Here is a 17,210-nt window from a genome sequence, read left to right on the forward strand (position 1 = left end):
CGGAGTAAATGGGAGAATCTGGCCGTTTACTTCAAGTACCCAGAGCAGGTGCGCAAAGCGATTTACACGACCAATGCGGTTGAGGCAGTACACCGCCAGTTCCGCAAACTGACCAAGACCAAGGGAGGCTTCGCCAATGAAAACGCGTTGCTCAAACTGCTGTACGCCGGTATGTTAAAAGCATCAGAAAAGTGGACGCATCCGGTGCAAAACTGGAATCTGACGCTATCGCAGCTGAGCATCCACTTCGAAGGACGGATCGACGGTTACGTAGATCTGTAAGCAATGGGTGACACAGAACTATGAACACCCTCCGAAACCCACTAATAAAATACACAAAACGGCGCATAATCGGGTAGCCGAGGGTTTCTAGCCCTCAGCCCCCACAACACCCTGCATGCGGCTCCGCACAGGGCGTTTCCTAAAGATGCTTAAAGCAAGCTGGCCGATTAGTTCCGACTTACTCCAATGCTGGCTTCTGCTTTTGCGCCAATGTTTCTTAGCCCGGTCGGGAATGAAACGTCGATGGTGGTCATTAATTACCTGGATCAGTTGCAGCCCGGTACTTTTGAGCATGCCCTGCATTATCCCTGTTTTTTTATAAAGAGGCTGAAAAGCTGGATCTGTCCGCGTTTCACCAGTCTTATAAGAATGATAGCGAAGGTCGCCCAGCCTACGATCCGGTGCGACAGGCTTGTTAGCGGCCACGGCAAAGAAATGCACAATATCTTGTACATGTACTTGGTTTTAAACTAAACTTGTTCCATATAATGTACAAGTGAGGTGCAAAATGAGAATTGTCTCTTTTACCGAAGCCCGAAATGGCCTAAAAACCGTTTTGGATAATGTAATTAACGATGCTGATGCTACTGTAATCACTCGTCGCGACTCTGAAGATGCTGTTGTCATGTCATTGGATTACTACAACAGTCTTATGGAAACGGTTCATTTACTTCGTTCTCCAGCGAACGCTGAACACTTAAATCGTTCAATTGCACAGTTTAAAGCGGGTAAAACAACCCAGCGAGAACTTATTGATGAGTGACAGGCTACTATCATGGACTGATGAAGCTTGGAATGGCTATGTCTATTGGCAGACTCAAGACAAGAAAACCTTGAAACGTATCAATAAGCTAATTGCCGAAGTTAAGCGCTCTCCATTTGTCGGGATTGGAAAACCGGAGCCCCTTAAAGAAAACCTTTCAGGCTTCTGGTCTCGCAGAATAGATGATACCAATCGTTTAGTATATGCCGTAGATGATACAGCAATTACGATTATCTCGTGTCGCTATCATTACTAGTCGGTGGCAGCTAACAAACCAAGTAAGCGGGGCATCGTTTAACCACTTTGGGTCAGATGTTCGCCGTAGATGTGTGCGCTTACACCATTATGTCCAATCAGTCCCGTGACCCACTCGTGATCCAGTCCATGTAACGGCGTAGTAACAAAACTAAGCTAGTTTTAAAGAGCAGGAGATACAGAATCAACAAGCCGCTACGGGTTGGCGCTGGTAACTGAAACGGAATAACAGAGAACGCGTTGCTGGTGTGAAGCTCTGGCTGGAAAGGATTTTTCTATAGGCTTGTTAGCCGCCAAAAGACGTTTTTCTCATGATTGAAACTACGAAAATGAAGCCTCCATCTGGTAGTGCTGTAGAGGTATTCTTTACATTTTTAAAGCTCGGTCTAACGTCTTTTGGTGGGCCAGTCGCACACCTAGGTTACTTCAGAGCGGAAATTGTTGAGCGTCGGTGTTGGCTGAGTGATGAGCAGTTCGGGCAGTTGCTTGCACTTTGCCAGTTTTTGCCTGGGCCTGCGAGTAGTCAGCTGGGGTTTACTCTCGGATTGCTTCGTGCGGGTTGGCTTGGTGCGTTCGCCGCTTTTGTTGCTTTCACTTTGCCGTCGGCACTTTTGCTTGTAGCTTTTGTCACCGTCATGCCATTACTTGCCGGTGATATTGGCGGGGCTGCGGTGCAGGGGTTAAAACTTGTGGCTTGCGCGGTGGTCGCCGATGCCGTTTTAGGCATGTCTAAGACGTTATGCCCCGACGCGCTAAGAAGAACAATTGCCCTGCTGTCAGCGGCGGCGTTGTTGGTCGCGTCTTCTGCTTTTGCTCAACTGGCTGTGGTTATCGTGGCGGCTATTATTGGTGCGTATTTTATACGAGCGATAACGGTATTAGAAAATAATAACGGCTTCCAAGTTTGCTATGGCCCTCGAGTCGGAGGGGCACTGCTTGTCCTTTTTGGCGGCCTGCTGGTCAGCTTACCATTTTTTGCAACGGGGCAGCCGGATTTTGCATCTGTTGCGGATGCATTTTATCGTGCGGGTGCGTTGGTCTTTGGCGGTGGTCATGTTGTTCTCCCTTTACTTCAAGATGCTGTCGTTGCCACTGATTGGGTCGCACCAGAGCAGTTTTTGTCTGGCTATGGTGCTTCTCAGGCGATTCCTGGGCCTATGTTTGCGTTCTCAGCCTACCTTGGGGCGGTATTGTCACCTTTGGACGATACGTACCTTATGGCCGCTACGGCTCTGGTTTTTATGTTCCTGCCGGGATTTCTTTTGGTTGCTGGTGTTCTTCCGTTCTGGAATGCCGTTTCACGCTATCCGGTGGCGGGGCGAGCTATTGCAGGGGTTAATGCGGCAGTGGTGGGCTTGTTGGTTGCGGCTCTTTACAACCCCATTTTCACCTCTGGTATAACCCGTTCAGCAGATCTCGCTATTGTGGTGATTGCGTTCGGCTTGCTTGCTGTGTGGCGCGTATCTCCGCTCATCGTGGTATTCTGGTGTGTCATCGCCAGCGTTTTGACGTTATGGTGCGTGCCATAAAGGTATGGTGTTTACTGTAAGCCCATCTTGATAACCTGACCCATAACACAAGCGCGCTGTTGCTAGAAAAGGCTGGCCGAAAACCGGTTTTTCTACAGGTTCGTTAGCACTTATAGGAATCGATAATGTACGGGACTTTATTACTGCTTCATATTTTGGCTGCGACTATATGGACAGGGGGTCACATTGTTTTAGCGACTGTAGTGCTTCCACGGGTTCTTCAGGAGAAATCTCCGAAGCGCCTTTTAGACTTTGAAGAAAAATATGAAAAAATTGGCATGCCCGCGCTGCTTATTCAAGTTACAACGGGCTTAATCCTCGCGTATCGGTTAGTGCCCGATGTTGCCCTCTGGTTTGATATGTCTAATCCGATCTCCCACGGAATAATGGCTAAGTTGCTGTTGTTGCTTTTAACCGTTGGTTTTGCAATTGATGCTAGGTTTAGAGTGGTTCCCCATTTGTCAGAAAATAATTTAGTCGTTATGGCATGGCATATAATACCTGTCACCATATTCTCGATTCTTTTTGTAGCGACCGGCGTTTCATTTAGAGCAGGCTGGTTGTATTAAGCACTAGCACGTAGGCTCAAAGAGCCTTACTAGGCTTTGAACTTGGTGAAGTATGATGTCTTAGGCGGAAAATATGAATATGAGCGAATTTTCAAATGTCGTCGAGTTATCGTCATATACGCTTCGTTACTACGAAAAAATCGGCTTGCTTAAGCATGTCCAAAGAAATAGTAGTGGTCATCGAGTTTACTCAAATAAAGACATAGATTGGGTTAGCTTTATTAAACGCCTTAAAGACACGGGGATGCGGTTAGAGGAAATTAAGAAATACGCATCACTGAGAGATTTAGGTGCTCAAACTGTATCTGACCGCCAAGAGCTGTTAGAAAAACATAGAGAGCATTTAGTTGAACATATCCGAGAGCAAAATGAACATTTGCAGGCGTTAGACGTGAAAATTGGCTTATATAAAAGCAGAAAAGTTGCTTGACTTAGAGTTAGCTCTAACTTGTAAGGTGTGCTGACATTCATGAACAGGCACACACATATGAAAAATATACGATATGAATCAGGGCTAGAACAGTTATCAAAAATTGATGGTGAAGCTGGGCAAAAAGTCATCGACAGTTTGCAAGATATCTGCCCTGATTTAGCGAAGTACACAATAGAATATCCGTTTGGTGATATCTATTCGCGACAAGGTTTAGACTTAAAATCCAGAGAGATAGCAACAGTATCAGCATTAACCGCTATGGGACATTGTACGCCTCAATTAAAGGTGCATTTACATGCAGCTCTTAACGTTGGCTGTACAGAAGAAGAGCTGAAAGAAGTCATAATACAAATGTCAGTTTACGCAGGTTTCCCCGCAGCATTAAATGGCATGTTTGCATTTAAAGATGTACTTGCAGAACGAAAGGCATAAAAGAAAAAACTGGGACACCCATAATTTAACCCGACCAAAACCAGCCTCATGATCGGCACTCTAAGCGCTGGTGAAATGATGGGTGTCTCAAATTTTCTTCCTGAGTTGTCCTACCTCTGAGAGAGCTATAGAACCTTCAGTACGGAATCTAAATCAAGACGGGATTTTGGCAATTTCGCGTTGTAGTCTTCACTTGGATCATGGTAACCCATAGCTAGGGCGACATCACAACGGTAGCCTCCCAGCTCTTCTTTGAACTCTTCACTAATCAGTTGGGAGTCAACGCCTTCCATAGGGGTTGAGTCTATGCCAAGTCGTGCAAGCACATGCAGGGTGTTGCCAAGGGCCAGATAAGTTTGAGCCTTCGTCCAGGCTGAAGTATCACCGGATTCATCGGTGTTCGATTCAGCAAATGCAAAGGCGCCAAATGCTTGTTCGCGATTCTCTGGTGCGGTTCGGCCTACCGCAATGTCTTTGTCGATAACCTGTGCGTAGTCTTCACGGGTATAGCGGGGGTTATAGGCGAATAAAATGATATGTGAAGCCGCTTTAACGTGGGGCTGGTTAAACTGGTACATATTTTTAAACGTGCTGTGCATCCGTTCTTTAGCCGCGTCGCTTTCGATCACAATAAACTTCCAGGGTTGTGAGTTAATTGATGACGCGGAAAGGCGGATCGCTTGATAAATTACCTCAAGTTCCTGTTGGGGGATACGCTTTGTGTGATCGTAACGTTTAACGGTGTAGCGTTGTTCCAAGTCTTTGATAATAGGGTGTGTCATTGCGATTATCCTAAACAATAGTGAAAAGCTATCGCCCTCTCTGAACCTGTCAATATAGGTTGTGGCTTAGTTTATTCAGAGAGACAAAAAAGCGGTTTTTGATCGTCTGCCGGAGAGGCTCTTTTGGATGATCAGGAAATGTTTGCCATTTCATTAAGAGTAAAGCTTGCAACCTTTCCCTCTGTGGCCGCCATATAATCGGCTAAGTGTGGGTTCGCCATATGGGCTTGCCATAGCTCACGGTTTTCCCAGTTCTCATAAAACAGAAAGTGCGCTGGGTTTTCGTTATCCTGGTGCAGATCATAGTTGATGCAGCCATTTTCTGTCCGAGTAACGTCGATCAGTTTCAGCAGCTCTGTTTTTACCAGCTCAATGCTGTCTTCGTTGGCAATGATATTGGCTACAATAGTAAGTTTTGTCATAAGTCATTCCTACTGAGTCTTGTCAGGGTAGATAGCGGGATACCTTATGGCTGCGCCGCTAGTTCTTTTCGGTATGAGGTTTATAGTAGGCTGATCTATTGTTTTGATAAACAGTGTATTGTTTGATTCATTATCAAAAAAAAATTGATAATAGGGTCTTTCTTATCTTTGAAAGAATAAAGCGGGCTGCATCAGTCGGTTACTTCCGGCGTGGCCAGCTAAAGGTGCAAATAACAGCGGCGACAAATGAATCTGATATTTATTTTTTGCTTTTAAGGCTTTGTATTGCGGTCTTCGGGCTTCCCCTCAGGGCGTTGACATAGTAATGTCAAAGAGATTCATCAGAATAATCAGACTGTTACATTTTATATTAAGGCTGACCCGCTTTGTCTGAGTGTGGGTCACGATATGCAGAGAAAATGGAATCATTATGAGTAATACAATCTGGACACCGGCATCTTGGAGAGAATCAACCGCGCGACAAATGCCGACTTATCCGGATCAGGATGCGCTACATCGCACGGAGCAAGAATTGGCAGGGTTGCCACCTTTGGTTTTCGCTGGTGAAGCTCGTCAGCTACAGGCAGAGTTAGCGGAAGTCGCAGCGGGTCGTGCATTTTTGCTACAAGGTGGTGACTGTGCTGAGAGTTTTAATGAGTTTTCAGCCAATCATATTCGCGATACCTTTATGGTGTTGTTGCAGATGGCGGTGGTGCTGACTTTTGGCGGCCAAAGCCCAGTGGTTAAAGTGGGTCGTATGGCGGGACAGTTTGCTAAGCCCCGTTCTTCTGATACAGAGACATTTGATGGTGTAACGCTGCCCTCTTATCGTGGTGATATTATTAATGATAATGCGTTCACCGAAGCGGCCCGTGTACCTGATCCTGCCCGTATGGTGAAGGCGTATAACCAAGCGGCTTCAACGCTGAATTTACTTAGAGCTTTCTCCCGTGGTGGTATGGCGGACCTGCATAAGGTTCACCAGTGGAATCGTGATTTTGTGAGTAAGAGTCCTGCCTCAGAGCGCTACCATGATCTAGCTGAGCGCATTGATGAAACGTTGGCCTTTATGCAGGCCTGCGGTATTAATCCTCAGAATACCCCAAGCATTAATGAAACGCGCTTTTATACCGCCCATGAAGCACTACTGCTGCCCTATGAGCAGGCGTTGACGCGTCAGGATAGCTTAAGTGGTGATTGGTATGGTTGTTCTGCTCATATGTTATGGATTGGGGATCGTACCCGTCAGTTAGATGGTGCCCATGTGGAATACTGCCGTGGCGTGAAGAATCCGATCGGTGTTAAGGCTGGCCCAACGACAGACCCTGATGACTTGATTCGTTTGTTAGATGCCATCAACCCTAATAATGAAGCAGGCCGTATGAATGTGATCGTGCGTATGGGAGCCAATAATATTGGTGAGCATCTGCCGGCATTGATTCGCAAGGTAAAAGCAGAAGGTCGTAACGTGGTTTGGAGCAGTGATCCAATGCACGGTAATACCATTAAGGCTTCAACCGGTTATAAAACCCGTGATGTAGACTCTGTGCTAGGTGAAGTGAGCGGTTTCTTCGCGATCCATAAAGCCGAGGGAACCCATGCCGGCGGCGTGCATCTTGAGATGACTGGTCGTAATGTAACAGAGTGCATTGGCGGACGCTTTAAGATCAGTGAAGATGACTTAGGTGATCGTTATCATACGTTCTGTGATCCGCGTTTGAATGCGGATCAGTCTCTTGAACTGGCCTTTTTAATAGCAGATAGCTTAAAAGCAGCCCGTTAATTGTTTACAGGCTCCAGCGCTGGAGCCGTAAGCGAACGGTATAAGCATAAGCTAGCCAATAGTCGCGAGGTGATGGATTCACCTCGCTTTTTTTTCTACTTCTCAGTAAAGTGTTTCTTCCTGTGTAATGGTCAGAGCCTTGGTCTTGCATCCCTATGCCCAAGGATTTCTTATAATGGACCTACGCTACCGCTACCAAACCTATGAGTTTGGCCTGCAAGATATTCACCTACGTACACTACGTGATAATCAACAGTTCTCTGATCCAGAGGGTATTGCTGAGGCTTTAGGCATCTCGTCTGCATCTTGGCCGCTGTTTGGTATTGTATGGCCTTCAGGGCAAGTTTTAGCGCACTTTATGTCAAGTTTTGATGTGGACAGTAAACGTATTCTTGAGGTCGGTTGTGGTATCGGTCTAACCAGTTTGATGTTAAATCAGCGAGACGCTGATATTACCGCCACCGATTACCATCCTAATGCCGGTGCTTTTCTGGCGACGAACGCCCTGTTAAATAAAGGTGCGGTGATCCCTTTTATACGAACAGGGTGGGAAGATGCGGATTCAGGCATGGGGGATTTTGATCTTATTGTCGGCAGTGATCTCCTGTATGAGCGTGAGCACGTTGCCTTGCTCGCGAGTTTTATTGAGCAACATGCCCTACAGAAATGCCAAGTTGTACTGGTTGATCCTGGGCGGGGGCATCATGCCCGTTTTAGTAAGCGCATGGTGGCGCTTGGCTTTGAACACCAACAGCATAAACCCGCTGAAACAGAGTATTTGGATAAGCCTTTTAAAGGGCAGATCCTTCAATACCAACGGGGTTAGTTGAACGAGCTGAATAATCAGACATAGACTGTAAAACTAGACGTCAATCATCGTCAATCATCGTCAATCATCCGAGTGTAATCCGAGTGTAAAAGCCCGCACAGATCTGTTTTTCAGCTAGCTGCGGGCTTTAATCTATGGGCTGAATGAGGGTCTACCAGTCGATGCCTTTTTGAGCTTTGATACCGGCGTTGAAGGCGTGTTTTTCATCACGGATTTCAGATACGGTATCCGCATAAGCTTGTAGATCACGATGAGCCGCCCGCCCCGTCAAAATAACCGACTGATTTTCGGGTCGGCTTTTTAAGGCCGCCAATACTTCTTCGATCTCTAGGTAGCCGTATTTCAGCATGTAGGTGATCTCATCCAGTACAACAAGATGGATGCTAGCATCCTGAAGCATCGGGAGTGTTTGCTCCCAAGCGGCTCGACACGCTTTACGGTCTAGCTCACGATCTTGAGTTTCCCAAGTAAAGCCGGTGCCCATCACATGAATACTTAGATTTGGGTTGCTTTCAAAGACATCCCGCTCGCCACAATCCCATGTACCCTTGATAAACTGAGTGACGGCCACTTTGTAGCCATAACCTAAGCTACGCGCTACCGTGCCCCAAGCGGAGGTTGTTTTGCCTTTACCGTTGCCGGTAATAACAATGACGATGCCGCGCTCTTCTGTTGCTTTGGCAACTTTGGCATCAACCAGTTCTTTACGTTTTTGCATCGCCTTTTTATGGCGGGTATCACGGTCAGTCATGGAAGCTCCGGTTACTTTCGATAGTAGTGAATAGTCGTAAAAAAAGGTAATGAAAAGCCGCTTTTAAAAAACGGCTATTAATAACCTGCATTAGAAACGATAGCGTACAGAACCAAATACAGTTCTATCAGCAGTAGCATAGCCTTTTTTACTGACATACTCTTTGTCGGTTAGATTTTTTACGCTAGCAGATAGCTGCAGCTGCGGGTTGATCTGGTACTGGCCATCAATATTCAGCAGGGTATAAGCGGAAAGCTTATCGGTATTGGCCGCGTCAGTATAGCGAGTTCCCGTGTACTGGGTATCAAAACCAAGAGTAAGCTTGTTGATCTGCTGGGTGATACGTAGGTTGGCTGTCTTCTGAGCACGGTAGATTAGCACCTTACCTGTGCTTTTATCTTCTGGCTCCATCAAGTCCGCGTTGAACAAGATATGGGTTGCACCCACGCTTGCTTGAGCAGAAAGCTCGATGCCTTTGATCTCTACGCTGTTGATATTACTGGGCTGCCATTTGCTAGGGTCTTGCTCGGTTGGTGCCCAAGCGATCATATCATCAACTTCTGTTTGGTAAAGGCTTAAGCCAAGCTGTAAACCGTTGTCGTCTGCATAATTGGCGCTTAGGCTCGCAGTGTTTGATTCTTCAGGATCTAGCTCAGTATTACCAGAATCTGGCCAATACATATCGTTAAAGGTAGGGGCTTTAAATGCTTTGGCAAAGTTACCGCTAAGGCTGATGCGTTCGCTAAGATTGATCGTGTTTTCAAAGCCATAGGTGGTAAAACTACCAAAGGCTTCATTGTCATCAACACGAACCGATAGTGCTGTTTTAGACCCTTGTTGGTTGCTTTCTAGCAGGGCAAAAATGGCTTTATTGTCACGAGATTTCTCTTTGAAACCATCAACGCCGGAGCCGGAAACATCATCTTTTTTGTAATCAAAACCATTGATAAAGGTGATGTTGTTATCCAGCGCTAAGTGGCCTTGCAGCCCAAGACTTACCGTGTCAGTAACAAATTTACTGGCTTTCTCGCCCTGTTCAAAACGCTGAAGGCTGTCTTGGTATACGCTGGCGCTGGTGTTAAGTGAGAATGACTCTGTGATCTGTGAATCAACACCGGCATAGACGGTGGTGTAATCGATTTCTGACTCACAATTATTATCCGACGCGCCATAAGGCCCGCAGTTATCCGAGTCGGTTTTGCCATCAATAACTTGCAAGCCTGCAGAGATGGTGTGCTGGTTTATTTTGTGTTCCGCATCCAGTTTAAGGGCGGTGTTCTCATAGCCGTCTTTATCGACACCCTGTGATGCTTTATCTGGCATAACATCGAAGCCATCCGTGCGGAAATGGCTAACATTAGCGGATATCTTGCTTTTACTGTTGCTCCATCCACCGCTCACCGAGGCTTGCTGAGTATTCATGCTGCCTATACCGGCTTCGATTTCAGCATAGTTTGCTTCTTGGGCGGGCTTCTTGGTGAAAATCTGTATCACACCAGCAATGGCACTAGAGCCGTACAGGCTAGAACGCGCTCCGCGAACGATCTCAATACGCTCAATCTGATCCACCGGAATATGCTGTAAACTGGCTTCCCCTAAAGTGGCACTACCTATCTGTACGCCATCCACCAGAATAAGCATTCTTTTCTGGCTTAAACCCCGTAGATAAAGTGTGCTGGATTGACCATAGCCACCGTTTGATGTGACTTGTAGGCCAGGGGTTAAAGCCACGGCTTCGGCAACACTCTTTGGCTGTTGTTGCTGGATATCATCTTTGCTAATAACGGTGACAGGGGTGCTGGTATCCGCTTGGGCTTGCTCGTACCGGCTGGCGGTAATCACAATAGACATTGGGTCGGCGGCGTAAGCGGTAGATGTCAGCGGTGCGATAGCAGCAGAAACCGCCGCTGATAAAATAATGTTCTTCATGATCAATAAAATCCTCAGGCGCAGTGGGAGCGTCGAGGAAGGGCGGGTATAACCGTTGTTTTATCCATAAGAACGAAGGAAAAACATGAGCTATACCGGTGTCGCCCTCCGCAACACCGTAAGTACTCGAGAGTCAGTAACAACTCCGAAGCGCTGTGAACTGGTAATCGGGCTTTTGCCTGTTTCGCTATCGGAAACAGCGGCTTACCGTTGCGGGGGCAGCGAAGGATTTTCACCTATCTTCCCCAGTTCAAAACGTAGGCGCATCATATAGTTATCTTTATCTGAGTCAAGCAAGGTATTTTCAGCTACCCATGAGCAGGCTTCATCACGATGACGCTGATTGCTTGTTAGGCGTGGAATTTGGCCGATGATACAATAGCCCTTTATGCAGCTTTGACTGCAATTCTGACAGCTTCAACAAAGGGTTCTCTATGCTCAGTTATCGCCACGCCTATCACGCCGGTAACCATGCCGATGTGATAAAGCATCTCACTATGGCTCTTATTTTTCAGGCGATGCATAAAAAAGCTAAGCCATTTGCTTATATTGATACCCACTCAGGCGGTGTTGATTATGATCTATTAAGCGATGAAGCGGTCAAAACCGGTGAAGCTTATCAGGGTATTCTTCGGGTAATGGATCATCCTGCTTTGCCTGCGCCGTATCGTGATTTACTGCATCAATATAACGGTTCTACGGACAATAATATTGCCTTATACCCAGGCTCCCCTGCTATTGGACACCACTTCCAGCGGGATGGCGACAAGCTGTACTTGATGGAGCTGCATAACAATGAAACCAGCACGTTAAAACGAAAAGCCTCTCGCTGGGCGGATACTGCAATTCACCATCGAGATGGCTTCGAGGGCTTACCCGCTATTGTGCCGCCCGAACCTCGTCGTGGACTGGTGCTTATGGACCCGTCTTATGAAATTAAAACCGATTACAATAAAGCCTATCAAAGCATTAATGCTGCCTATAAGCGCTGGCCAACGGGTATTTTCGCACTTTGGTATCCTGTTTTAATTGCGGATAAAAGCCAAATGATGCTGGATTCATTTGAGCGCAGCGGTATTCGTCGCATCTTGATGGCCGAAATCAGTCGGGACGCTCAGGAGGATGAATCTTTCGGCATGATCGGCAGCGGCATGATGATTATCAACCCGCCTTATCAGTTGGATGAGCAGTTAAGTGACTGTTTACCTGCGCTGGCTAAAGCGTTGCTGGGCGATACGGCGGTGGCTAATGTGCGTTGGTTGGTGGGCGAATAGATCAAGCTTGTCAGTGGCTGGTAGGAAGCGGCTGATAGGTGACGCATCAGTGATGCACCTGACACATAAAGAAGGATTTGGGTTGAATGCAAAAGCAGAAGAAAAAAGGATGGATTCGAACATTAATGAGGGTTTGGTATTGGATGCCGGTTTTATTAATCCTGTTGCTAACCCTATCCTTAGTGGCGCCATTTTATGTGTATTCGCGCTTTAACAGCCAGCAGCCTGTCGCTCGGGTAGAGTTTGAGTCGTTAGGGAATAATTGGTATCTGGCATCGGTCACGCGTTTTCCTGAGTGTACTACCGCCAGTTACCGGATTCATGGCGATCAATGGCAGTTGGATGCGGCTTTTGTTAAATGGAAAGGTATTGCCGTGCTGTTAGGGGCTGAATCAAGGGTGGTGTTGGATCGTTTGTCTGGGCGTTTTCGACAGATAGCGCAAGCCAAAGATCAAGAGCCTACGTTGCATGATCTTAAGCCTGATACCTGGTTTAACTTAAGCGAACCTGTTGTTGATGGCAGTGATAGTCTTTTTGTCGATAGCTATTTTGGTGCCTCGGTTTACCTTGATATACAAACGGATAAGAGTTTCTGGGTTTATAAAACAGAAGATGGATTGACCAGTAAAAGTCGACCTAGATCGCTAATAACCCAACAAGATGGCGTAATGACGCTGGTGATAGAGCAGGGCTGTGGCAATTCTGATCCATCGCTTGTGGAAGTTATCGCAAGGTATTGGAATGAACAACTTGTGATGATTAAGGCTTGGTTCTAGGGTTTTGTAATTCTGGGTTTTGTGGTTTTAGATTTTTTTGTAGCGCTTTGTTAGAAGCATAAAAAAACCCGGGCTAGCCCGGGTTTTTGCTGAGCTTAAAGCTCAACTCATCAAAAGCGGCTTATCTTACAGAGAAGCCAAAGCCTCATTCAGAGTTTTACTTGGGCGCATTACAGCTTCAACCTTGCTTAGGTCTGGGTGGTAGTAACCACCGATATCAGCAGGTGTGCCTTGTGCGGCAAGTAGTTCGGCAACAATTTGCTCTTCTTTCTCAGCCAGTAGCTTCGCAAGCGGTGCAAACTTAGCAGCAAGGCCGGCATCTTCAGTTTGAGCGGCAATTTCTTGTGCCCAGTACATCGCTAGATAGAAGTGGCTGCCACGGTTGTCCAGTTCACCCACTTTACGGGAAGGTGATTTGCCGTTCTCAAGTACTTGACCGGTCGCTTTATCAAGGCATTTAGCCAAAATAGTCGCTTGCGGGTTGCTGTTCTTGATGCCCATCTCTTCGATAGAAACCGCTAGGGCTAGGAATTCACCCAGAGAATCCCAGCGCAGATGGTTTTCTTGAAGAACCTGTTGAACGTGCTTAGGTGCAGAACCACCCGCGCCCGTTTCGTACATACCACCACCGGCCAGCATAGGCACAACGGATAGCATTTTAGCTGACGTACCCAGTTCCATAATTGGGAACAGATCCGTCAGGTAGTCACGCAGTACGTTACCGGTTACAGAGATCGTATCTTGGCCACGAATCATACGTTCCATAGAGAAACGGATCGCTTCGTTGTAAGACATGATGTGAATCTCAAGACCGTCAGTGTCGTGCTCTTTCAGATACTCTTCTACTTTTTTGGTCAGCTCAAGATCGTGGGCACGCTCTTGATCCAGCCAGAAAATAGCCGGTGTATCAGACTGACGTGAACGTGTTACGGCCAGTTTAACCCAGTCGCGGATTGCCGCGTCTTTGGTTTGGCAAGCACGCCAGATATCACCTTTCTCAACGTCATGCTGCATCAGAACCGTACCGTCTGCAGTCACGACGCGCATAACACCGTCTTCGGTGATTTCGAAGGTCTTGTCGTGAGAGCCGTATTCTTCCGCTTTCATCGCCATCAGACCAACGTTAGGCACAGAGCCCATTGTGGTCGGATCGAATGCACCGTTGGTTTTACAGAAGTTGATCACTTCTTGGTAAATACGGGCATAGGTAGACTCAGGCATAACCGCTTTAGTATCTTTCAGCTTGCCGTCACGACCCCACATCTGACCCGAGCTGCGGATCATTGCTGGCATAGAAGCATCAACAATAACGTCGCTTGGAATGTGCAGGTTGGTGATACCTTTAACGGAATCAACCATGGCCATTTCTGGGCGGTGTTCGTAGCAAGCGTGGATCGCTTCTTCAATCTCATCTTGCTGAGACTGAGGTAGCGCTTTGATCTTCTCGTAAACGTTGTTCATACCGTTGTTTGGATTAACGCCCAGTTCTTCGAACAGGTCGGCATATTTTTCAAACACTTCACGATAGAAAACACGGACAGCGTGGCCGAATACGATCGGGTGAGAGACTTTCATCATGGTCGCTTTAACGTGCAGAGACCACATAACACCTGCTTCTTTACAATCTTGCAGGGTCTCTTCAAAGAAAGCGTCCAGCGCTTTAGCGCTCATGAACATGCCGTCCAGAACTTCGCCTTTCAACAGGGCCAGTTCTTTTTTCAGCTCAACATCGCCATTTTTATTAACAAACTCAATGCGCACATCACCAGCATCAGCCATGGTGATAGACTTTTCGCTGGAGAAGAAATCACCATCGCGCATGTAATCTGCGTGAGAGCGTGAAGACTTGCTCCATTTGCCCATGGAGTGAGGGAATTTACGAGCAAAGGCTTTAACAGCGGCAGGGGCACGACGGTCAGAGTTACCTTGACGCAGTACAGGGTTTACCGCACTACCTAGGATTTTCGAATAACGCGCTAGAGCATCTTTCTCTTCGTCGGTTTTTGCTTCTTCTGGCAGGTTAGGAATGTCATAACCTTGGCTTTGAAGTTCAGCAATGGCGGCGCGTAGCTGAGGTACAGAAGCGCTGATATTAGGTAGTTTAACGATATTGGCATTAGGGTCTTTAGTGAGTTCGCCCAGCTCTGCCAGAGTATCTTGTACGCGTTGCTCTTCTGTTAGTTTTTCAGGAAAGGACGCTAGAATACGTGCTGCAACTGAAATATCGCTTGTCTCAACCTTGATGTTCGCCGCTGAAGTAAAGGCACTAACGATAGGCAAAAGAGAGCCTGTCGCTAGAAACGGAGCTTCATCTGTGAGGGTATAAACGATTTTTTGCTCTGAATTTGATGTTGGAGTTGTCATTTTTATCCCTATAGTTATGGCGTGTAGCCAAAGACCTAACACTAGATGACTTGTGGTCACCTCAGATCTGAAGGAGTTTTATTCTGTCTGTTGGCGCTGAATTATACTAAAAAATAACGGCTTTTTATATGGTGTGGAATTACAACTTAAGGCTAGTAGGTGGATATTTTGCGTGGGTTTTGGAGTTTTTTTACACAACCGTCTCGGACTAATGTCTTTTTAAGCACCTGTTAAGCCGATTTGATGGGAGGGTGATCTTAATTTTTTCGACTGGAATATTGAGCCTGTATGGTAAACCTAAAATAGATTGTTGAGAAAACAACAATTTCACTCCTCTTGCCCAAGCCGCTCGTTGTATGATGAAGGTGTAAGGTATTAATGGGTATAAAAAAAGTCGCTACAAAAGCTAGAACTATAGGATGTTGAGAATAGAACTATAGGATATTGAGAGTAGAACTATAGGACGTTGAAAATAGGAAGTTAAAAACATGGTATATCGACGGCTTGTCGGGCTTGTTGCCCTTATCGCTGCCGGTTCGGTTTTTGCTGGGGAGTTAGAGCAGAAAACAGAACGGCTCTGTGAACGAATGGCGCAATGCACATGGAAGAACTTAGATGTCGATCATATGAGCGCTGATATGGAGCAGACGATAACGTCAAGTCTTGATGGTTTGTGTCTCTCAGTCAAAAAAAGTGTTGATCCACTTCGTGCTCAAAATGCTCAGAATCAAGCGAAGCTCTGTATCGACAGTATGCTGGCGCTTGATTGTGATGCATTAATTTATAATGAAGTACAAACTCCCGCCTGTTCAACGCTTAAGACGCGTCTTTCTGCACCGTAAGAATATTTTACAAGGGCAGACATTGGCTTAGAACAAGATGCTACTCAAATATTCCCCAGTCCCACTGGTCTTTTATGGGTATATTTAAAGAAACGTTTTTACTGGGAATAGGTTGTTCGTAAGTCTCTTCTTCAAAGAGTGCAAATGCATATTCTGCTGTTAAAGGAGCCGGTGCTGCGGTTTCGCTGGCGGTAAATGCAATTTCATTAGGCTTCACTGGCTGAATGCCTGCTTCGGTGGCCAGTAATGCCTCACCACTTTGGACTTTAAGATAGCTGCCCGATTGAACGGCTGTGCCGGTTTGCTCTGCTTTTAAGGCGGCATCTGGATCAGATAAATAAAAGGCAACTAAATCTGTGCCACGGATACCCACGGTTGCGATAGGCGTGTTCAGTACAAAGCTCTTCTTATTTGCTTGCCCGATGGCACCGGTAATTGATCGCAAACCACCTTTTAACAGCGTAGTGCTGACTCGGTCAGTGCTCTTTTTCTGATAGACATACTCATTGATCTTTATTTCACTGTTCGGACGTATGGCGAAATAGCCACCATCAACCATATCCAACTGTAGGCTACTGGCTGTTGCTGTCGTTATGATATCCCCTTGATAGATATTGCCGCCTTTAATCGTTTGCCGATAAAGGTCATCGGTGGAGATAACGATGACTTTGCCATGAACAAACAGCACTTTACCAACGGGTTCTTTACCCGATAAATGGCTTTCAATGGGGATAAGGCTATTGGGGCGCACGCTGAAGGTACTACCGTCTTTCATTTTTAGCAGGGCATGGCCGTTATAACCTGTTACCACTTGATCGCCAGATGTTAGCGGCATACTCACATCAAGGTGACGAGATTCTTTGGCACCATTAAGAACTTTAACGTTACCGCTAAAGCTGGACACTTTTGCAATAGGGGCTGATATGGCCGAGGTGATCTCGTTAACTGCGGTCTCTTCTGAACGGATTGTAGACTCTGTACTAACGGAGGTACTTGCGCTAACTGGAGAGAGCAGAAAAAGGCTTGCTAACATTAACAGACAGCAAAAAGTAAACGTCAATGGTGACCGTGATGAAAAATATGCTGATGTTGATACTGCTAAACTCATGTAAGACGACCCGCTGTTAAATTTGCTAATGGCTTCTGGTTTAATAATAACGTATTCCTTTAAAAATTGTTTTTAAATATATGTTAA

18 protein-coding genes and 1 pseudogene are annotated in these 17,210 nt (G+C 46.4%); 13 read left to right on the forward strand and 6 right to left on the reverse strand.

The features are described 5' to 3' along the window. The 8 genes and pseudogenes from G517_RS18360 to G517_RS0108310 all read left to right on the forward strand — a co-directional run. On the forward strand, nt 1-282 hold a 282-nt coding region (locus G517_RS18360), incomplete at its 5' end, for a transposase (protein WP_036590924.1). A gap of 210 nt (nt 283-492) precedes the next feature. Beyond that, nucleotides 493-683, forward strand: a pseudogene (locus G517_RS21365) (hypothetical protein); the annotation flags it as partial. 107 nt (nt 684-790) lie between these two features. Further along, entirely contained in the window at nt 791-1,045 is a 255-nt protein-coding gene (locus G517_RS0108285; RefSeq protein WP_028304019.1) for a type II toxin-antitoxin system Phd/YefM family antitoxin, read from the forward strand. Further along, nucleotides 1,038-1,301 carry a Txe/YoeB family addiction module toxin gene (locus G517_RS0108290; RefSeq protein WP_028304020.1) on the forward strand — a complete coding sequence of 88 codons (264 nt, stop codon included), beginning with the start codon at nt 1,038-1,040 and terminating at the stop codon, nt 1,299-1,301. Before G517_RS0108285 ends, G517_RS0108290 begins: the two co-directional genes overlap by 8 nt. A gap of 310 nt (nt 1,302-1,611) precedes the next feature. Further along, nucleotides 1,612-2,829 (forward strand): chromate efflux transporter, encoded by a 1,218-nt coding sequence (gene chrA, locus G517_RS0108295; protein ID WP_211224272.1) that lies wholly within the window; start codon nt 1,612-1,614, stop codon nt 2,827-2,829. A gap of 125 nt (nt 2,830-2,954) precedes the next feature. Beyond that, nucleotides 2,955-3,398: a CopD family protein gene (locus G517_RS0108300; RefSeq protein WP_028304022.1), complete on the forward strand. Its 444-nt coding sequence runs from the start codon at nt 2,955-2,957 to the stop codon at nt 3,396-3,398. 73 nt (nt 3,399-3,471) lie between these two features. Further along, on the forward strand, nt 3,472-3,828 hold the full coding sequence (locus G517_RS0108305) for a MerR family transcriptional regulator (RefSeq protein WP_028304023.1): 357 nt from the start codon (nt 3,472-3,474) through the stop codon (nt 3,826-3,828). Nucleotides 3,829-3,885: 57 nt separating this feature from the next. Continuing rightward, nucleotides 3,886-4,263: a carboxymuconolactone decarboxylase family protein gene (locus G517_RS0108310; RefSeq protein WP_028304024.1), complete on the forward strand. Its 378-nt coding sequence runs from the start codon at nt 3,886-3,888 to the stop codon at nt 4,261-4,263. A gap of 125 nt (nt 4,264-4,388) precedes the next feature. Here the strand turns inward: G517_RS0108310 and G517_RS0108315 are convergent, their stop codons facing one another. Then, nucleotides 4,389-5,045 carry a nitroreductase family protein gene (locus G517_RS0108315; RefSeq protein ID WP_028304025.1) on the reverse strand — a complete coding sequence of 219 codons (657 nt, stop codon included), beginning with the start codon at nt 5,043-5,045 and terminating at the stop codon, nt 4,389-4,391. 131 nt (nt 5,046-5,176) lie between these two features. Then, a complete protein-coding gene (locus tag G517_RS0108320) occupies nt 5,177-5,467 on the reverse strand; it encodes a putative quinol monooxygenase (protein ID WP_028304026.1) in 291 nt (96 codons plus the stop codon). Between the two features lie 430 nt (nt 5,468-5,897). Here G517_RS0108320 and G517_RS0108325 point away from each other — a divergent pair, with 430 nt between their 5' ends. Together G517_RS0108325 and G517_RS0108330 are read left to right on the forward strand one after the other, a co-directional pair. After that, nucleotides 5,898-7,250: a class II 3-deoxy-7-phosphoheptulonate synthase gene (locus tag G517_RS0108325; RefSeq protein ID WP_028304027.1), complete on the forward strand. Its 1,353-nt coding sequence runs from the start codon at nt 5,898-5,900 to the stop codon at nt 7,248-7,250. A gap of 175 nt (nt 7,251-7,425) precedes the next feature. Beyond that, nucleotides 7,426-8,076, forward strand: a complete 651-nt coding sequence (locus tag G517_RS0108330; RefSeq protein WP_036590926.1) for a class I SAM-dependent methyltransferase — start codon at nt 7,426-7,428, stop codon at nt 8,074-8,076. Nucleotides 8,077-8,230: 154 nt separating this feature from the next. On the opposite strand, the gene cobO is transcribed toward G517_RS0108330, so the two are convergent. Both cobO and G517_RS0108340 read right to left on the reverse strand, forming a co-directional pair. Further along, nucleotides 8,231-8,830 (reverse strand): cob(I)yrinic acid a,c-diamide adenosyltransferase, encoded by a 600-nt coding sequence (cobO, locus tag G517_RS0108335; protein WP_028304029.1) that lies wholly within the window; start codon nt 8,828-8,830, stop codon nt 8,231-8,233. 90 nt (nt 8,831-8,920) lie between these two features. Next, entirely contained in the window at nt 8,921-10,759 is a 1,839-nt protein-coding gene (locus G517_RS0108340; protein ID WP_028304030.1) for a TonB-dependent receptor domain-containing protein, read from the reverse strand. Nucleotides 10,760-11,193: 434 nt separating this feature from the next. Between G517_RS0108340 and G517_RS0108345 the strand changes: the two genes are divergently transcribed. Both G517_RS0108345 and G517_RS20065 read left to right on the forward strand, forming a co-directional pair. Next, complete coding sequence (locus G517_RS0108345) at nt 11,194-12,033, forward strand: 23S rRNA (adenine(2030)-N(6))-methyltransferase RlmJ (protein WP_028304031.1); 840 nt, start codon at nt 11,194-11,196, stop codon at nt 12,031-12,033. A gap of 86 nt (nt 12,034-12,119) precedes the next feature. Next, nucleotides 12,120-12,809: a hypothetical protein gene (locus G517_RS20065; protein ID WP_051206232.1), complete on the forward strand. Its 690-nt coding sequence runs from the start codon at nt 12,120-12,122 to the stop codon at nt 12,807-12,809. Between the two features lie 126 nt (nt 12,810-12,935). On the opposite strand, the gene G517_RS0108355 is transcribed toward G517_RS20065, so the two are convergent. Then, nucleotides 12,936-15,173 (reverse strand): NADP-dependent isocitrate dehydrogenase, encoded by a 2,238-nt coding sequence (locus tag G517_RS0108355; RefSeq protein ID WP_028304032.1) that lies wholly within the window; start codon nt 15,171-15,173, stop codon nt 12,936-12,938. Nucleotides 15,174-15,661: 488 nt separating this feature from the next. Between G517_RS0108355 and G517_RS0108360 the strand changes: the two genes are divergently transcribed. Beyond that, nucleotides 15,662-16,015 carry a hypothetical protein gene (locus tag G517_RS0108360; protein WP_028304033.1) on the forward strand — a complete coding sequence of 118 codons (354 nt, stop codon included), beginning with the start codon at nt 15,662-15,664 and terminating at the stop codon, nt 16,013-16,015. Between the two features lie 40 nt (nt 16,016-16,055). Here the strand turns inward: G517_RS0108360 and G517_RS20070 are convergent, their stop codons facing one another. Further along, nucleotides 16,056-17,048, reverse strand: coding sequence for a FecR domain-containing protein (locus G517_RS20070; protein ID WP_028304034.1), 993 nt, complete (start codon nt 17,046-17,048; stop codon nt 16,056-16,058). Between the last annotated feature and the right edge of the window lie 162 nt (nt 17,049-17,210).

This window comes from Oceanospirillum maris DSM 6286, assembly GCF_000422865.1.
GTDB lineage: Bacteria > Pseudomonadota > Gammaproteobacteria > Pseudomonadales > Halomonadaceae > Oceanospirillum > Oceanospirillum maris.